A 16,418-nucleotide genomic window follows, 5' to 3' on the forward strand; every position below is an offset into this window, starting at 1 on the left:
AAATGTCGTGCTCAGCTTTCTCAAGCCAAAGTCTGCCGGCTGGGTGGGAGTGGATATAGGCTCTTCTTCCGTCAAGCTTGTTGCACTCAGTCAACACGGACAGTCATATCGGATCGATGGTTATGCCATCGTAGCCCTGCCGCCAACCGCAGTTGTTGATGGCAATGTGGAGGTCCCGGGTGAAGTCTCAGATGCCATCGAACGCGGGCTTAAGCTTTGCGGTGGCAAATTGAGCCATGCCGTCACCGCCGTTCCCTCCTCCGCCGTAATCACCAAACGCCTTGAAATCAGTAACGCCTTTGCCGGACTTGACCTGGAAGAGCAGGTGCAGGTTGAAGCGGACCAGTTTATCCCCTACCCGCTCGATGAGGTGGCGCTGGATTTTGAAGTGCTGGGTCCGGTTGATAAAGCGCCTGACCTGAACGAGATCCTGCTGGTTGCCTGTCGACGTGATGATACGGATACCCGTGAAGATGCCATTAATGGTTCGGGCCTGAAGTGCGAAATCATTGATATCGATACTTACGCCATCGAACGTACTCTGCCTCTGCTGGAGCCTAATTCTCAGGATGCGCCCGTGGTAGGCATTGTCGATATTGGCGCCGCGACCCTGACATTGAATGTATTCAAGGGCCGCAAGATTATCTATAACCGTGAACAGGCCTTTGGCGGTAACGATCTGACGAACATGATTCATCAGCACAACGGCCTGGAAATCGCGGAAGTTGAAAAGCAGCTCCACAACGGTGAGCTGGACAGCGAAATTATGGAGAACCTGGTGCTGCCGTTCCGGATGACCGTCGTTCAGCAGGTATCACGGGCGCTGCAGTTTTACTATTCATCAGGTTCCCAAGGGCAACTGAATAAGCTATATCTGGCAGGTGGCACCTCCGGTATGGATGATCTTCCGGCGATGGTTGAAGAAGAAATCGGCGTTTCCACAGCGGTGGCGAACCCGTTTCTTAACGTGGAAGTGGATGCCAAGATCAACCCCACCCGTCTGGAAAAAGACGCGCCCGGCTTGTTGAAAGCCTGTGGCCTGGCGCTGCGAAGCTTCGATATTTAGGGATCATAGGGACTATGTATGGCGCGTATTAACCTCAGGCCCTGGCGAGAAGAGCGCAACGAGCGGCTGCAGAAGCGTTTCATTGGTAATCTGGTTGCCTCGGCTGTACTGGGTGGTTTGGTCGTATTGGGCGTGAGCTATTACTACGACATGCAGATGGACCGCCAGAACGACAGGAACGACTACCTCAAGACAGAGATCGCCAAGCTTGATCGAAAGATCAAGGAGATCAATGAACTGAGAGCCAAGCGAGAACGCCTGCTGGAACGCCTTAACGCTATTCAGCAGCTGCAGGGCAACCGCCCCGTTATTGTGCGCAACTTCGATGAGCTGGTACGAGTGCTGCCGGATGGCATTCACTACAATTCCCTGATACGTCGAGGGGAGTCCATCACGGTGGATGGTATGTCCGAAGACAATAACGAAATCTCCGAGCTGATGCGCCGTCTGGATGCTTCAATCTGGTTTGGTGAGCCGGACTTGAGTCGGGTCGACAGATCCGATGGTCTCAAGCGCTTCAACATGAAAGTCAGCATGACGAAGCCTGATGCAGAGGAGGCCAAATAATGGAATCCAACCTGTTTAAGAAGGCCTTCCAGGGATTTGATCCCAATAACCTCGATTTCAATCAGGCGGGCAACTGGCCGATCGGCATCAAGGTGATCGTCTACACGCTGGTGTTTGCAATTGTGGTAGGCGCAGGGGTGCATTTCCTGATCCGCGACAAGCACGACGCGCTCGAGAAGGAAATTGCCAAAGAGCAGGACCTGAAAAATGAGTATCAGCGCAAGGCGTTTCAGGTGGCCAGCCTCGAGGCACTGCGCAAGCAGATGGCCGATGTGGAAGGTCGCTTTGCTGAACTGCTGAAACAGCTGCCCACGGATAAGGAAGTGCCGGGATTGCTGGAAGATATTACCGAAATCGGCCGGCAGGCCGGTCTGGAGTTCAACCTGATCGCCCTGCAGCCTGAGCGGAAAGAACAGTTTTACGTGGAGCTGCCGATCCGTATTCAGGTGCGCGGGAATTACCACCAGATGGGCGAATTCGTCAGTGGCGTTGCAGCGATCAAGCGCATCGTGACACTGCACGATTTCTCGTTGCAGCCGCAGGGTGGCACTACCTTGTCAATGGAAATCAGCGCGAAGACCTACCGTTATGATGATACCAAGTAACAGCAGACGGACCCTGCGCCTGGGATTGGCAGCGCTGTTGATGTTGCCCTTGACCGGTTGTATCTGGGTTGACGATACCGAGGACCTGAAACGTTACACGCGGGAGCAGCAGGCGCGCCCAAGTGGCAAGATAGAACCGCTGCCCACGTTCAAGCCCTATGAGAGCTTTGTCTATGAAGGGGCCAGCTTGCGTGATCCGTTCAGGCCGCTGATCAAGAATCAGGGCAAGCGTGAAGAACTGCCGGATGATGGCGTTCAGCCAGATACGGAACGGCCGAAAGAGTACCTGGAAGAGTTTTCGGTTGACGAACTGAACATGGTGGGGATCATTACGCAGCTTGGTGGTGAAGAGCTCTGGGCATTGATCAAGGATCCCAACAACGAGGTACACAGGGTCCGTAAGGGCAATTATCTGGGTAATGACTACGGCCAGATTATCGAGATCAGTGAACGCGGTCTTGAGCTGGTGGAAATCATTTCGAACGGACGTGGCGGGTGGATGCAGCGCCCACGCACTCTGTCGCTTGAAGAGCAGGATTGATAAGGATGCAGACCGTGAATACATACAGACGGACCCAAGAAAACCGAGTGCGGACTGGACGCCTGGTGCCTTTCTGGCTGTTACTGAGTGTGTTGGCGCTAACGGGTCGAGTTGCCCAGGCTGAAGCCATGCTGGAAGATGTCAGCTTCACGACCCTGCCCGGCAAAGCGGTCGAAGTGCAGATGCGCTTTGACTCGCCGCCTGCCGATCCCAAAACCTACATGATTGAGAAGCCGCCGCGCCTGGTGCTGGATCTTTGGGGCGCCGGCAACGCCATGAAGGAAAAAATGTTGACCGTTCGTTCCGGCAGCATCGACAGCCTCAATTTTGCGCAGGCAAGTGACCGTCTGCGTGTCGTGGCTAACCTGACCGACTCCGTCAAGTACAGCACGCGCGTAGAGGGCAATACTCTGCTGCTGGAAGTGGGCAGCAGCAACATGCGTCAAACGGCACAGGCGCCGGCTGCCCGTGCTCAAACGTCTGCACCTGCTCCGAGGAATACGAGTGGCGCCCCGGAAATTCAGGGCGTTGACTTCCACCGTCTGGCCGGTGATGTCGGTCGCATTACGGTTGATCTGAGCTCATCTGACATCGGACTGGATATCGTAGAACAGGGCGGCAACATCGTGGTCAACCTGCTGGGTGCCGGTCTGCAGCGTAGCGCACAGCAGCGCCTGGACGTGCAGGACTTTGCAACGCCCGTCAACTTCATCGATACCCTGGTCAAGGGTGATCATGCCACCATCCTGATCAAGACCGTGGACGATCCCTATGATTACATGGCATACCAGAGTGGCAACAAGCTGGTCCTGGACTTCAAGCCGCTGACACCCCAGGAGCAGGAAGAACAGAAAAACCTGTTCCCGTTCACGGGCGAAAAAATTGATCTGAACTTCCAGAACGTCGAAATCCGCACCGTTCTGCAGATCATTGCAGAAGTGGCCGAGAAGAACCTGGTGGTGAGCGATAACGTGCAGGGCAACATCACGCTGCGCCTGAAGAACGTGCCCTGGGATCAGGCGCTGGATATCGTCCTCAAAACCAAGGGGCTGGACAAGCGTGAAGCGGGTAATGTGCTGCTGGTTGGTACTGTAACTGAAATTGCCCAGCGTGAAGCGGTCGAGATGCAAAGTCAGCAGCAAGAGAAGGAGCTGGCGCCCCTGCTGACCGACTTTATTCAGATTGATTACCGCAAGGCCTCTGATATCAAGGATCGTATTGTTGAAGCCAAGATGATCTCTGAGCGCGGTTTTGCCATGGCGGACGACGAGACCAATACGCTGATGGTGCGTGAAACCGCGCGTCAGATAGAAGAGATCCGTGACACCATCAAGATCTTTGATGTGGAAGTGCCTCAGATTATGGTTCAGGCGCGTCTGGTGACTGCCAGCCGTGACTTTGCCAAGGATATCGGTGTGCGCTGGGGCTTCAATGACCGTACCAGCAACAACGGCTGGAGCATCGGTTCGGGTACGACCTCACCGGGTAGTGTCGACCAGAACCTGCAGGTGGATCTGGGAGCTGATAACCCGGTAGGTACCATTGCATTGGGCTTCCTGAGCACCAACTTTGCGCTCAGTGCCGAGCTGTCAGCACTGGAAAGTGACGGTACCGGTGAAATTATTTCACAACCGAAGGTCATCACCACCAATGGCAAGCCCGCGATGATCAAGTCTGGTCAGGAGATCGGCTACCGTGTGGAAGATGAAGGGGATGTCGAGGTTGAGTGGAAAGATGTGGTGCTCAGCCTGGAAGTAACCCCGCACCTGATTCCGGGTGGTAAGGTTTCCCTGGATTTGACGATTACCGAAGATACGGTGGGTGAAATCCTGGATACCGGTGAAATTGCCATCGATACCAACGAGCTGAAAACATCTGTGGTTGTGAGTGATGGTGAAACGGTTGTGCTGGGCGGTGTGTTCCAGGAAACTTCCCGCAATGAAATCTCCAAGGTGCCGTTCTTCGGAGACCTGCCGTTGATTGGTGCGGCTTTCCGTAACAAGGTACAGGAAAGTTCCAAAAACGAACTCCTGATCTTCATCACACCGCAGATGATTCGTGAGTCACTCAGACGATAAGTACAAGAGCCGTAAAACTTGAATGTGTTTCTAATTGGCCCTATGGGTGCTGGAAAAAGCACCATAGGGCGTTTGCTTTCTCAGGAGCTTGGGCTGGAGTTTTTCGATTCAGATCGTGAAATTGAGGCTCGGGCAGGTACCAATATTCCCTGGATTTTCGACGTTGAGGGTGAGGCCGGCTTCCGGCAGCGCGAAGAGGCCGTGATTGATGAGCTGACCCGGCTGGATAATATCGTGCTGGCAACAGGTGGCGGCGCCGTCAAGCGCGAAGCCAATCGTCAGCACTTGCAGAGCCGTGGGCTGGTTGTCTATCTGCAAACATCCATAGAGCAACAGCTGGAGCGGACCGCCAAGGACCGTAACCGCCCGTTGCTGCAGACGGAAAATCCGCGCGCTGTGCTGGAAGCCTTGATCGCTGAGCGTGATCCCTTATACCGCTCCTGCTGCGACCTGGTGGTCAAAACGGATCGTCGACGCCCGCGTGGAGTGGTCAACGACATCATCCGCTTCTCACGCCGTCAGCAACCGCTGAAAACGCTGGACTAATTTTCTTCGGAGATAAACCCGATGCAGACACTGACTGTTGATCTGGGTGACCGCAGTTATCCTATTCAGATCGGACAGGGCTTGCTGTCGCAGCCGCTTCTGGCGCCTTATATCAAGGGGCGGCAGGTGATGGTGGTCAGTAATGAAACCGTGGCACCGCTGTACCTGGATCAGCTGAAGCAACAGCTGGACGGATTTCAGGTGGACGCCTTGATACTGCCTGACGGTGAGCAGTTCAAGGACTTGTCCCATGTGAATTCAATTTTTGATGCTCTGCTGGAAAAGCGGCATAACCGTACCACCACGCTGATCGCCCTGGGGGGAGGCGTTGTGGGTGACATGACGGGTTTTGCGGCTGCTTGCTACCAACGGGGTGTGGCGTTCATCCAGGTGCCGACCACTCTGCTGTCACAGGTTGATTCATCCGTGGGCGGCAAAACCGGTGTGAACCACCCGCTGGGTAAAAACATGATCGGTGCTTTCCATCAGCCTCAGCTGGTCGTGGCGGATACGGATGTGCTGAGCACTCTGCCCGAGCGGGAACTGTCAGCAGGGCTGGCTGAGGTGATCAAATATGGCCTTATCCATGACCTGGCATTTCTAAAGTGGCTGGAAGATAACATGGAGCGCCTTCGTGCACGTGAGCCAGAAGCGCTGGCGTATGCAATCTATCGTTCCTGTGAGATCAAGGCCGAGATTGTGGCGCAGGATGAGCGTGAATCAGGCGTGAGAGCCCTGTTGAATCTTGGTCACACCTTTGGTCATGCAATCGAAACGGATCGTGGCTACGGTGACTGGCTCCATGGTGAAGCCGTAGGGGCGGGCACGCTCATGGCTGCCGACCTGTCCGCTCGTTTGGGATGGCTGTCACAGCAGGATCTGGACCGTGTACGCCGGTTGCTGGAAGTTGCAGGCCTGCCCGTCAAGCCACCCATGGAGATGACCCCTGAGCGCTTCAAGTCCTTGATGGCTGTGGATAAAAAAGTGCTTGATGGCCAGCTGCGCCTTGTGTTGCTGAAAGCCTTGGGGCAGGGTGTTGTTACATCGGATTTTCCGACCGAGCAATTGGATGCAACCCTGAGTGCAGGTGATCAGCTCGGTCAATTGGCATAATACAAGCAGGGATTATGGCGGATACTCTGGATTACTTTGAGCCTGAGTCTCGGTTGCAGCAGCGTGAAAAGCTGCGTCACCTGATGCGGTTTTCAGACTTTCTGTTGCTGATCGCAGGTGAGTCCGGGAGTGGAAAAAGTGCGCTGCTGCAGCAGTTGGCACCTGACCCCTACAAGGGGTCGGATGTGGTGGTGCAGCTGCGGCTGGAAGAGACCACGGATGTCACCGCCATCCTGACACAGCTGGTTGCTGAACTTGAGCTCCAGGTGCAGGATGACAACCGCCTGCGTCTGTCCGGCTTGCACATGAAGGCGCGCCAGCTGGCGGATGACGCCATTCCTCTGCTGATTCTGATTGATGACGCTGACTACCTGACCAATAACGCGCTTGAGCTGTTGATCAACTTTATAACAGCCGAACAGGGCGCGGCTCCGCGCCTGATCCTGACCGGGACGCCTGAGTTTGAACAGCGCTTCAGAGATATGGGCATGGACCAGTCTCTGGATGGTCATTTTCATATCGAGCAGTTGGCTCCGTTTACACCTGCCGAGTCGGCTGAATATCTTGAGTCCATGCTTCCTCAGGGAGTGGAGCTGAGCAGCCGCCAGCTAAAAAGCCTGGTGGAACGTTCGGAAGGGCGCCCGGGTCGCTTGCGTACACTGGCTGCCGAGCATTTGCGTCAGGACCGTGGGCGCACACTGCGTATGCCGATGATGTTGCCGCCTGTGCATATCACGGCTTCGGCGCTGGTCTTACTGGTGGTGTTTTCCGTTGCCATCTGGCAATACCTGCCGGAAGATGAAGAGACCCCGGTTGTTGCGGAACGGGTTACGCTGCCGCTGCCTGTGACCCCTGCGGCGGATCCTGAGCAGGCAGTCCCCACTCTGGCTGTTTCGGAAACGGAACCCTCGCAATCGGCAGGCATGACCGAGACCGAAATTCAGTCAGAGCAGGCACCGGGTTCAACCTCTAACCCCGAGACTGCTACTGTCCCGGCACCGGAACCCAAGCCAGAGCCCAAGCCGGAGCCCAAACCGGAGCCCAAACCGGAGCCCAAACCGGAGCCCAAACCGGAGCCCAAACCGGAGCCCAAACCGGAGCCCAAGCCTGAGCCCAAGCCTGAGCCCAAACCGGAGCCCAAGCCTGAGCCCAAGCCTGAGCCTAAACCGGAGCCTAAACCGGAACCCAAGCCGGAACCCAAGCCGGAACCCAAGCCGGAACCCAAGCCGGAACCCGTGGCCAGTCCTGCAGCCGGTGTGGCTCAGGCCTATCTGCGTGAGGAAGAGTTGCTCGGCTGGCCTGATCGCGGCTACACACTGCAGATGTTGGGCGCGCGCGAAGAGAAGAGTGTCAAGGCGTTTCTGGACGCTCAGGCACAGCCGGAACGGTTCTATTACTTCAGCACGGTTTTCAAGGGCAAGCCCTGGCATGTTGTTGTCTATGGACAGTATGCCGACCGTAATTCTGCCTTGAATGCCATTTCAGCGTTGCCACAGGCGTTACAAAAATTACGTCCCTGGGCACGCTCGATCGCAGGTGTTAAAGCGGATATAAGTAAGAAAAATCAGTAAGTTAGTAAGAAGATGGCGCCATAGGGCGCCATTTTTTTTGGCCTTTGTCAAGCCCGTTAGAGCTGAACAAAATTTGTTCTTTCGAGGCCGCGCGTGTAAAATTGCATCCCCTTTTTGCCCGTCCAGCATACCCCGGGAGAAAGGAATAGATATAACTATTTGATTAAAAAAGAGTTTTTAGTGAGGTCGGCTTATGAACAAAGGTCTTTATCGCCTCGGAGAATTCAAGGACAACTGTGGCTTCGGCCTCATGGCTCACATGCAGGGCCAGGGCAGTCACGACTTGTTGGAAAAGGCGATTGAAGCACTCGCTTGCATGACTCACCGCGGGGGTATCGCTGCGGACGGCAAGACAGGGGATGGCTGTGGTCTGCTGATGCAGAAGCCCGACAGCTTCCTGCGTAGTGTGATGAAGGAACAGGGTGTTGAGCTGGGTGACAACTATGCCGTGGGCATGGTGTTTCTGTCTCGTGAATCAGCGCTGGCAGAGCAGGCGCGGAAGGAGTTGAACAGTGCGCTGGAGGCACAAGGCCTGAAGGTTTCAGGCTGGCGTGAGGTTCCGACTGATGAAAGCTGCCTGGGACCGATCGCCAAAGATACGCTGCCACAAATCGAGCAGGTATTTATCGATCCCAACGGCAAAAGTGATCGCGAATTTGCCGTTAGCCTCTTTACCGCTCGCCGCCTCGCCGAAAACGCTCTCTCTCAAGATCCTGATTTTTACATTTGCAGCCTGTCCGACAAGGTACTGTCCTACAAGGGTCTGGTCATGCCGGTCGATCTGCCGGTGTTTTACCCGGACCTGAACGACCCAAGCCTGGAAACGGCGATCTGTACCTATCACCAGCGTTTCTCGACCAACACCGCACCGCGCTGGCCGCTGGCTCAGCCGTTCCGCTTCCTGGCGCACAACGGTGAAATCAATACCATCGAGGGTAACCGCAACTGGGCACGTGCACGCCGCACCAAGTTCTCGTCTGAACTGCTGCCCAACGTGGAAGAGCTGCAGCCGATCGTCAATACCACCGGCTCCGACTCCTCCAGCATGGACAACATGCTGGAGTTCCTGCTGGTCGGCGGCATGGATCTCTACAAGGCCGTGCGCATGATCGTGCCACCGGCCTGGCAGAATGTGGAGACAATGGACTCCGATCTGCGCGCTTTCTATGACTACCACTCCATGCACATGGAGCCCTGGGATGGTCCGGCCGGTATGGTCATGACCGACGGCCGCTTTGCTGTCTGTATGCTGGACCGAAATGGCCTGCGTCCTTCCCGTTGGGTGATGACGCGTCAGGGCTATATCTGCACCGCTTCCGAGATCGGCGTATTCGATTATGCGCCGGAAGATATCGTGGCGCAGGGCCGTGTCGGACCGGGACAGATTCTGTCCATCGACACTGAAACCGGTGAAGTGCTGCACACCGATGATGTGGATAACAAGCTCAAGTCCGGCCACCCCTACAAGCAGTGGCTGAAAGAGAATGCGATCCGCCTTGAGCAGCACATGAACTTCGAGATGGAGTCCAAGTCGTTCCGCGACATGTCTCCGGACGAAACCAAGCAGCACATGAAGATGTTCCAGGTCACCTTTGAAGAACGTGACCAGGTGCTGCGCCCGCTGGGCGAGTCCGGCATGGAAGCGGTCGGCTCCATGGGCGACGACAAGCCGATGGCGGTGCTGTCCAACAAGGTACGCTCTCCCTACGATTACTTCCGTCAGCAGTTTGCTCAGGTCACCAACCCGCCGATCGATCCGCTGCGTGAAGCGATCGTGATGTCGCTGGAGACCTGCATCGGTGCAGAGAAGAACGTTTTTGAAGAAACGCCGGAACATGCCCGTCGTATCATTCTGACCACGCCGGTCCTGTCGGCCAACAAGTTCCGCTACATGCGCAACTGTCCGCAGGAAGGTTTTGAGTCTGTCGATCTGGATCTGCAGTATGATCCGGAAGTGGGTCTTGAGCAGGCGATTCGCGATCTCTGCGACAAGGCAGAGCAGGCGGCCCGCGATGGCAAGGTCCTGTTGATCCTGACCGATGCCTATATCCAGCGTGGCAAACTGCCGATTCACGCGTCCATGGCGACCGGTGCGGTTCATCACCACCTGGTGGAGAAAGGACTGCGCTGCGAAACCAACCTGATCGTTGAGACGGCAACCGCACGTGACCCGCATCACTTTGCCGTGCTGTTCGGGTTTGGTGCCACGGCGATCTATCCGTACCTGGCCTACCGCGTGCTGAACGACCTGTGCCGTACCGGTGAGCTGGCCGGTTCGCCGATGGATGCACACGAGAATTACCGCAAGGGTATCAACAAGGGCCTGCTGAAGATCCTGTCCAAGATGGGTATCTCCACCATTGCGTCCTATCGTGGTGCCCAGCTGTTTGAAGCCGTGGGCCTGTCCAGTGAAGTGGTGGACCTCTGCTTCCGTGGTGTATGCAGCCGTATTGAAGGGGCTCGCTTCCAGGACTTCCAGAACGAGCAGGCGCTGCTGGCCAAGCAGGCATGGAGTGCACGCAAGCCCATTCAGCAGGGTGGCCTGCTGAAGTACGTTCACGGTGGCGAGTATCATGCCTACAACCCGGATGTGGTACGCAGCATTCATGAAGCGGTTACCACCGGTGACCAGCGTGCGTACGACCGTTATGCCGAACTGGTGAACAACCGTGGCGTGGCAACTCTGCGTGACCTGCTGGGACTGAAAGCCGGCACCAAGCCGATTCCTCTGGATGAAGTCGAGCCGGCCGAGAACATCTACCCGCGTTTTGACACTGCGGCCATGTCGCTCGGTGCCCTGTCACCGGAAGCACATGAGGCACTGGCGGTGGCGATGAACGAGCTGGGCGGTCGCTCCAACTCCGGTGAGGGGGGGGAAGACCCGGCCCGTCACGGCACCACGAAGCGCTCCAAGATCAAACAGGTTGCTTCCGGCCGTTTCGGTGTAACACCGGAATACCTGATGAGCGCCGATGTCATGCAGATCAAGGTGGCTCAGGGCGCCAAGCCCGGTGAAGGTGGCCAGCTGCCGGGCGGCAAGGTGAACGAGCTGATCGCGCGCCTGCGTTACTCGGTGCCGGGTGTGACCCTGATTTCACCGCCGCCGCACCATGATATCTACTCGATCGAAGACCTGGCACAGCTGATCTTCGACCTGAAACAGATCAACCCGGACGGCCTGGTGTCCGTGAAGCTGGTATCACGCCCGGGCGTTGGCACGATTGCCTGTGGTGTGGCCAAGGCGTATGCGGATCTGATCACGATCTCCGGCTATGACGGTGGTACGGCGGCGTCTCCGCTGACCTCCATCCACTATGCCGGCTCTCCGTGGGAGCTGGGTCTGGCCGATGCGCATCAGGCGCTGCGTGCCAACCACCTGCGTGGCAAGATCCGCCTGCAGACAGACGGTGGTCTGAAAACCGGCCTGGACGTGATCAAGGCCGGTATTCTGGGTGCGGAAAGCTTCGGCTTCGGTACCATGCCGATGGTGGCGCTGGGCTGTAAATACCTGCGTATCTGTCACCTGAACAACTGTGCGACCGGTGTCGCGACCCAGCGTGATGATCTGCGCAGCAAGCATTTCCGCGGTACCGTGGAAATGGTGAAGAATTTCTTCCGCTTCATTGCTGGAGAAGTGCGCCAACTGATGGCTCAGCTGGGCGTTCGCACCTTTGATGAGCTGGTAGGTCGCGTGGATCTGCTGGAAGTGCTGGAAGGCGTCACCGAGAAACAGGCCAATCTGGATCTGGAGCCGATTATCGGTACTGCAGGTGTCCCGGCAGAATATCCGCACATCTGTCAGCAGCCGCGCAACGAGCCCTACGATGCCGGCAGCCTGAACACGGAAATGCTGGAGCTGGCCCGTGAGACGATTGCCTCCAAGAGCGGTGGTGAGTGGTCATTGAAGATCACCAACTGCGACCGCTCGGTTGGTGCCCGCACCTCAGGCGAGATTGCGCGTCAGCACAGCAACCGTGGCATGGACGATGCGCCGATCACCTTCCGCTTCCAGGGCCATGCCGGTCAGTCCTTCGGTGTCTGGAACGCCGGTGGCCAGAACCTGTTGCTGGAAGGCGATGCCAACGACTACGTCGGTAAAGGCATGGCGGGCGGCAAGATTGTCGTGCGTCCGTTCGAGGCGGTTACCTTCAAGTCCAACGAAACCTCGATTCTGGGCAACACCTGCCTGTACGGCGCAACCGGCGGCAAGCTGTTTGCAGCCGGCCGTGCCGGTGAGCGCTTCGGTGTGCGCAACTCCGGTTGTCATGCCGTGATCGAGGGAGCCGGTGACCACTGCTGTGAATACATGACAGGCGGTCTGGTCACTGTACTGGGTGAAACCGGTTACAACTTCGGTGCCGGCATGACCGGTGGCTTTGCTTACGTGCTGGATCAGACCAACAGCTTTGTGGATAAGTACAACCACGAACTGGTGGATATCCACCGCATCGCAACCGAGCAGATGGAAGCGTACAAGCACCACCTGCGTCTGGTGATTGAGGAGTTCACGGCCGAGACCGGAAGTGCCTGGGGTCAGGAGATCCTGGATAACTTCTACGACTTCATCGGCAAGTTCTGGTTGGTCAAGCCGAAAGCGGCCAGCCTGAATGACCTTCTGAACACTGTGCGTGTGCGTCCCGAGTAAGCACAGAGAACGACTAACTGCGGTCCCTGCCCGAGGGTGGGGGCCGGACGAGGTGGTAACATGACTAACCGTCTGAAGAACGATTTTCAGTTTATCGACGTTGGCCGTCAGGGCCCGGCAAAAATTCCGGCAGACGTGCGCAAGCAGCAGTTCGCCGAAATCTACGAACCCTTCCAGGAAGATGCGGCGGCGAGCCAGTCTCATCGCTGTCTGGAGTGCGGCAACCCTTACTGTGAGTGGAAGTGCCCGGTACACAACTTCATCCCCAACTGGCTGAAGCTGGTCACCGAAGGCAACATCATGGAAGCGGTGGAGCTGAGCCATCAGACCAACTCCCTGCCGGAAGTCTGCGGTCGCGTCTGTCCGCAGGACCGGCTCTGTGAAGGGGCCTGTACCCTGAACGACGAGTTTGGTGCCGTCACCATCGGTTCGGTGGAGAAGTACATCACGGATACCGCTTTCGCCATGGGCTGGAAGCCGGACATGTCCAATGTGGAGTGGACCGACAAGAAAGTGGCAGTCATCGGTGCAGGCCCTGCCGGCATCGGCTGTGCCGATATTCTGGTCCGTAACGGCGTCAAGCCGGTGGTGTTTGATCGCTACCCCGAGATCGGTGGTCTGCTGACCTTCGGCATCCCCGAATTCAAGCTCGAAAAGAGCGTGCTGAGCCGTCGTCGCCAGGTGTTTGAAGAGATGGGCGTCGAGTTCCGTCTCAACACCGAGGTGGGCAAGGACGTGACCATGCAGGAACTGATGGATGAATATGACGCCGTCTTCCTGGGCATGGGCACCTACACCTACATGAAAGGCGGCTTCCCGGGTGAAGACCTAGATGGCGTTTTCGATGCGCTGCCGTTCCTGATCTCCAACGTCAACCACTGCCTGGGCTATGAAAAGGATCTGTCCGAGTACATCAGCGTGAAAGGCAAGAAAGTGGTTGTACTGGGCGGTGGTGACACGGCCATGGACTGTAACCGTACCTCGATCCGTCAGGGCGCCAAGTCCGTTGTCTGTGCCTACCGTCGTGACGAAGCCAACATGCCCGGTTCCAAGCGTGAGGTTGAAAACGCACGCGAAGAAGGCGTCCAGTTCATGTTCAACCGTCAGCCGGTTGAGGTCGTGGGCGACAACGGCAAGGTTACCGGTGTGAAGGTCGTGGCAACCCGCATGGGCGAGCCGGACGAGAACGGTCGTCGTCGTGCCGAAGTCGTACCGGGGTCCGAAGAAGTGCTGGATGCTGATGCGGTGCTGGTGGCGTTCGGTTTCCGTCCGAGCCCGGCTGCATGGTTCCAGGATTTCGGCATCGATCTGCATGACGATGGTCGCATCAAGACGCAGGCTGAGCCTCAGGAGGCAGGACGCTTTGCCTTCCAGACCAGCAACGACAAGATCTTTGCCGGCGGTGACATGGTACGCGGTTCCGACCTGGTCGTAACCGCCATCGATGAAGGCCGCAAAGCGGCTGAAGGCATTCTGGACTTCCTCGAAGTCTGACCGTCCTTCATTCAGAACTGAAAAAACCGGATGACCGCAAGGCATCCGGTTTTTTTGTGTCTGCACTCACCGAGAGATCGACTTTCTCAAAAACAGCTCCAGACGAAGTGTGACAGCCCAGCGCGGTTCAAAGTCCGAGTCACGATCAAAATGCAACTCGGGAATGAGGTCCAGAAACAGCCGGCCTCTGTGGATATCACGCCGATACCAGCTTTGAAGATAGTAATCTTCTACTCGGGGGCTGGATAAGCTTTCGCCGATCACTATCACGCCATGCCTTAGGTGGCTTCGGTTACTGAGAGGTTGTGCCACTTCAAAACGCTGGGAAAATTCAAGCGTATCCTCGGTTTCTTGCCACTGAAGGCGGCTGTAGGATCGAAACTCGCGATTGTCTGTAAGGGGGCGGCTCAGATCCCAGTGACTTCTGGCAGAATAACCATCGCTTTTGAACCAGGAAAGTCGGTTGTAGCTCCGCAACTCCCAAGGGCTTTGGCTCAGAGCCCAAATACGCTCTCCTGTAGCCCGCACATAGGTATCCAGCGGCAACTTGAGTTTGATCCCTCCGCCAAGACGGTAGTTCCAGTGACGACGCGGGTCATCAGAAGTCAGTTTATCGACCCCGATAGTTGTATTGCTGTTGCTCAGCTCCGGGCTGAACTGACGGTCGCTGCCCTGCTCAGCCAGTGTACCCAGTGACTCTTCCGGATCACTCTCGATCAACAGGCGCAGGCGCTCTTCGCTGGTCGGCAGATCCAGTTTAAAGCGCAAGTTCAGTTCAGTCTCTGGATCATCAGACTCTTCCCAGGAGGCCTGCTGGGTGATGCGCAGATAAGAGTCATTTTCCACCCTGAGACTTTCTTGAGTGCCGAGCAAACCGTCCAGGCTTCGAGCAGAGTAATCTACCCAGTTGGCAAGGCTGTCGTGGGCCTGATCAAGCTCTTTGGCGGCCCATTCAGGCAGGTCTGTGTGCTCTGATGCCCTCGAGCCAAGGGGCAATAAAAGGATCAGGTATAAAAATGGCGCATACTTGGTCACTGAACTTATCCTCCATCGCCGTCGAGCTTAATCAGTATAAGCCCAGCTCGGGCTCAGATTCACCTGCCTGTACCAGAGTACAATGGCGGAATGTCGACATGAAAACTAGGGTTAAGTTATCTATAACCCCGGGAGGGCAAAGCGATGAGTGAAGTGATCGGCAGCGTAACCGCTATCAAAGGCATGGTGGTTGCCATAGATGAAGAAGGTATCGAGCGAGTATTGGCGCTCGGTGATGCTATTCGGGAGCAGGATGTTATTCGCACCGGCGTAGATGCCGAGGTCGAGATTACGCTCAACGGTGTGGACAATGTAGTCAGTTTGTCAGGTGGAGAGAACTGGCTTGCAACGACTGATACGTTTACACCTGCCGATCAGTTTGCAACAGACGAAGCCGTAGCTGGCGTTGATGCTATCCAGGCCGCAATTTTGGCGGGTCAGGACCCGACTGAGCTGTTGGAACCAACGGCTGCAGGTGCACCCGCAGCGGGGGGCGGTGCCGCACCCGGTAACGAGGGAGCTGACTTCGTTCAGTTGAACCGTACAGCCAACGAGACAACGCCTGAGGCGGGTTATGAAACCATAGGGCTCTCATCCAGTGTAGAAACCCCAACAGGTGAAGAGGGTGTGTTGGTGGACGAGGAGCCGCTGCCTGAACCTCAGCCGGAGCCCGAACCTGAGCCGGAGCCCGAACCTGAACCTCAGCCGGAGCCGGAGCCGGAGCCGGAGCCGGAACCTGAGCCGGAGCCCGAACCTGAACCCCAGCCGGAGCCGGAGCCGGAACCTGAGCCGGAGCCCGAACCTGAACCTCAGCCGGAGCCGGAACCTGAGCCTGAGCCTGAGCCTGAGCCTGAACCTGAGCCGGAGCCCGAACCTGAAAACACCACCGATGCCGTGGATGATGCGGTATCAACAGCGTTTGGCACACCGGTCGAGATTGCGGTGCTGGACAATGATACGGACCCGGAAGGTCATACACAGACGGTGGCAAACTTCACTGACCCATCCAATGGCACAGTGACACAGAACCCGGATGGCAGCCTGACCTACACGCCAGATGAAGGCTTCAGCGGTGAAGATACCTTTACCTACACGGTGACAGACTCGGAAGGCGCGGAAGATACGGCGACGGTAACCGTAACCGTGGGTGCTGAAAA

The 16,418-nt window shown here is 56.7% G+C and carries 12 protein-coding genes; 11 read left to right on the forward strand and 1 reads right to left on the reverse strand.

The window, feature by feature from the left end; genetic code table 11:
- Window positions 1-7: 7 nt before the first annotated feature.
- From pilM to H9C73_RS14470, 10 genes are all read left to right on the forward strand, one after another.
- Entirely contained in the window at window positions 8-1,066 is a 1,059-nt protein-coding gene (gene pilM, locus H9C73_RS14425) for a type IV pilus assembly protein PilM (RefSeq protein ID WP_209288608.1), read from the forward strand.
- An 18-nt stretch (window positions 1,067-1,084) separates the two neighbouring features.
- A complete protein-coding gene (locus H9C73_RS14430) occupies window positions 1,085-1,633 on the forward strand; it encodes a PilN domain-containing protein (RefSeq protein WP_209288609.1) in 549 nt (182 codons plus the stop codon).
- On the forward strand, window positions 1,633-2,238 hold the full coding sequence (locus tag H9C73_RS14435; protein ID WP_209288610.1) for a type IV pilus inner membrane component PilO: 606 nt from the start codon (window positions 1,633-1,635) through the stop codon (window positions 2,236-2,238). Before H9C73_RS14430 ends, H9C73_RS14435 begins: the two co-directional genes overlap by 1 nt.
- Window positions 2,222-2,779 carry a pilus assembly protein PilP gene (locus H9C73_RS14440; protein WP_236014304.1) on the forward strand — a complete coding sequence of 186 codons (558 nt, stop codon included), beginning with the start codon at window positions 2,222-2,224 and terminating at the stop codon, window positions 2,777-2,779. Before H9C73_RS14435 ends, H9C73_RS14440 begins: the two co-directional genes overlap by 17 nt.
- A 47-nt stretch (window positions 2,780-2,826) precedes the next feature.
- Window positions 2,827-4,857 (forward strand): type IV pilus secretin PilQ, encoded by a 2,031-nt coding sequence (gene pilQ / locus H9C73_RS14445; protein ID WP_328797986.1) that lies wholly within the window; start codon window positions 2,827-2,829, stop codon window positions 4,855-4,857.
- 18 nt (window positions 4,858-4,875) lie between these two features.
- Window positions 4,876-5,403, forward strand: coding sequence for a shikimate kinase AroK (aroK, locus tag H9C73_RS14450; RefSeq protein WP_268927272.1), 528 nt, complete (start codon window positions 4,876-4,878; stop codon window positions 5,401-5,403).
- A 21-nt stretch (window positions 5,404-5,424) separates the two neighbouring features.
- Window positions 5,425-6,516, forward strand: a complete 1,092-nt coding sequence (gene aroB, locus H9C73_RS14455; protein ID WP_209288612.1) for a 3-dehydroquinate synthase — start codon at window positions 5,425-5,427, stop codon at window positions 6,514-6,516.
- Between the two features lie 14 nt (window positions 6,517-6,530).
- Window positions 6,531-8,087, forward strand: a complete 1,557-nt coding sequence (locus tag H9C73_RS14460) for an SPOR domain-containing protein (protein ID WP_209288613.1) — start codon at window positions 6,531-6,533, stop codon at window positions 8,085-8,087.
- Window positions 8,088-8,280: 193 nt separating this feature from the next.
- Window positions 8,281-12,732, forward strand: coding sequence for a glutamate synthase large subunit (gene gltB / locus H9C73_RS14465; protein ID WP_209288614.1), 4,452 nt, complete (start codon window positions 8,281-8,283; stop codon window positions 12,730-12,732).
- Window positions 12,733-12,792: 60 nt separating this feature from the next.
- On the forward strand, window positions 12,793-14,226 hold the full coding sequence (locus H9C73_RS14470; RefSeq protein ID WP_209288615.1) for an FAD-dependent oxidoreductase: 1,434 nt from the start codon (window positions 12,793-12,795) through the stop codon (window positions 14,224-14,226).
- Window positions 14,227-14,292: 66 nt separating this feature from the next.
- Here the strand turns inward: H9C73_RS14470 and H9C73_RS14475 are convergent, their stop codons facing one another.
- Window positions 14,293-15,261: a hypothetical protein gene (locus H9C73_RS14475; protein ID WP_328797987.1), complete on the reverse strand. Its 969-nt coding sequence runs from the start codon at window positions 15,259-15,261 to the stop codon at window positions 14,293-14,295.
- Window positions 15,262-15,405: 144 nt separating this feature from the next.
- Here H9C73_RS14475 and H9C73_RS16165 point away from each other — a divergent pair.
- The coding region (locus tag H9C73_RS16165; RefSeq protein ID WP_236014305.1) for a retention module-containing protein at window positions 15,406-16,418 on the forward strand (1,013 nt) is incomplete at its 3' end.

Source organism: Marinobacterium alkalitolerans (assembly GCF_017776525.1).
Taxonomy (GTDB): Bacteria; Pseudomonadota; Gammaproteobacteria; order Pseudomonadales; family Balneatricaceae; genus Marinobacterium; species Marinobacterium alkalitolerans.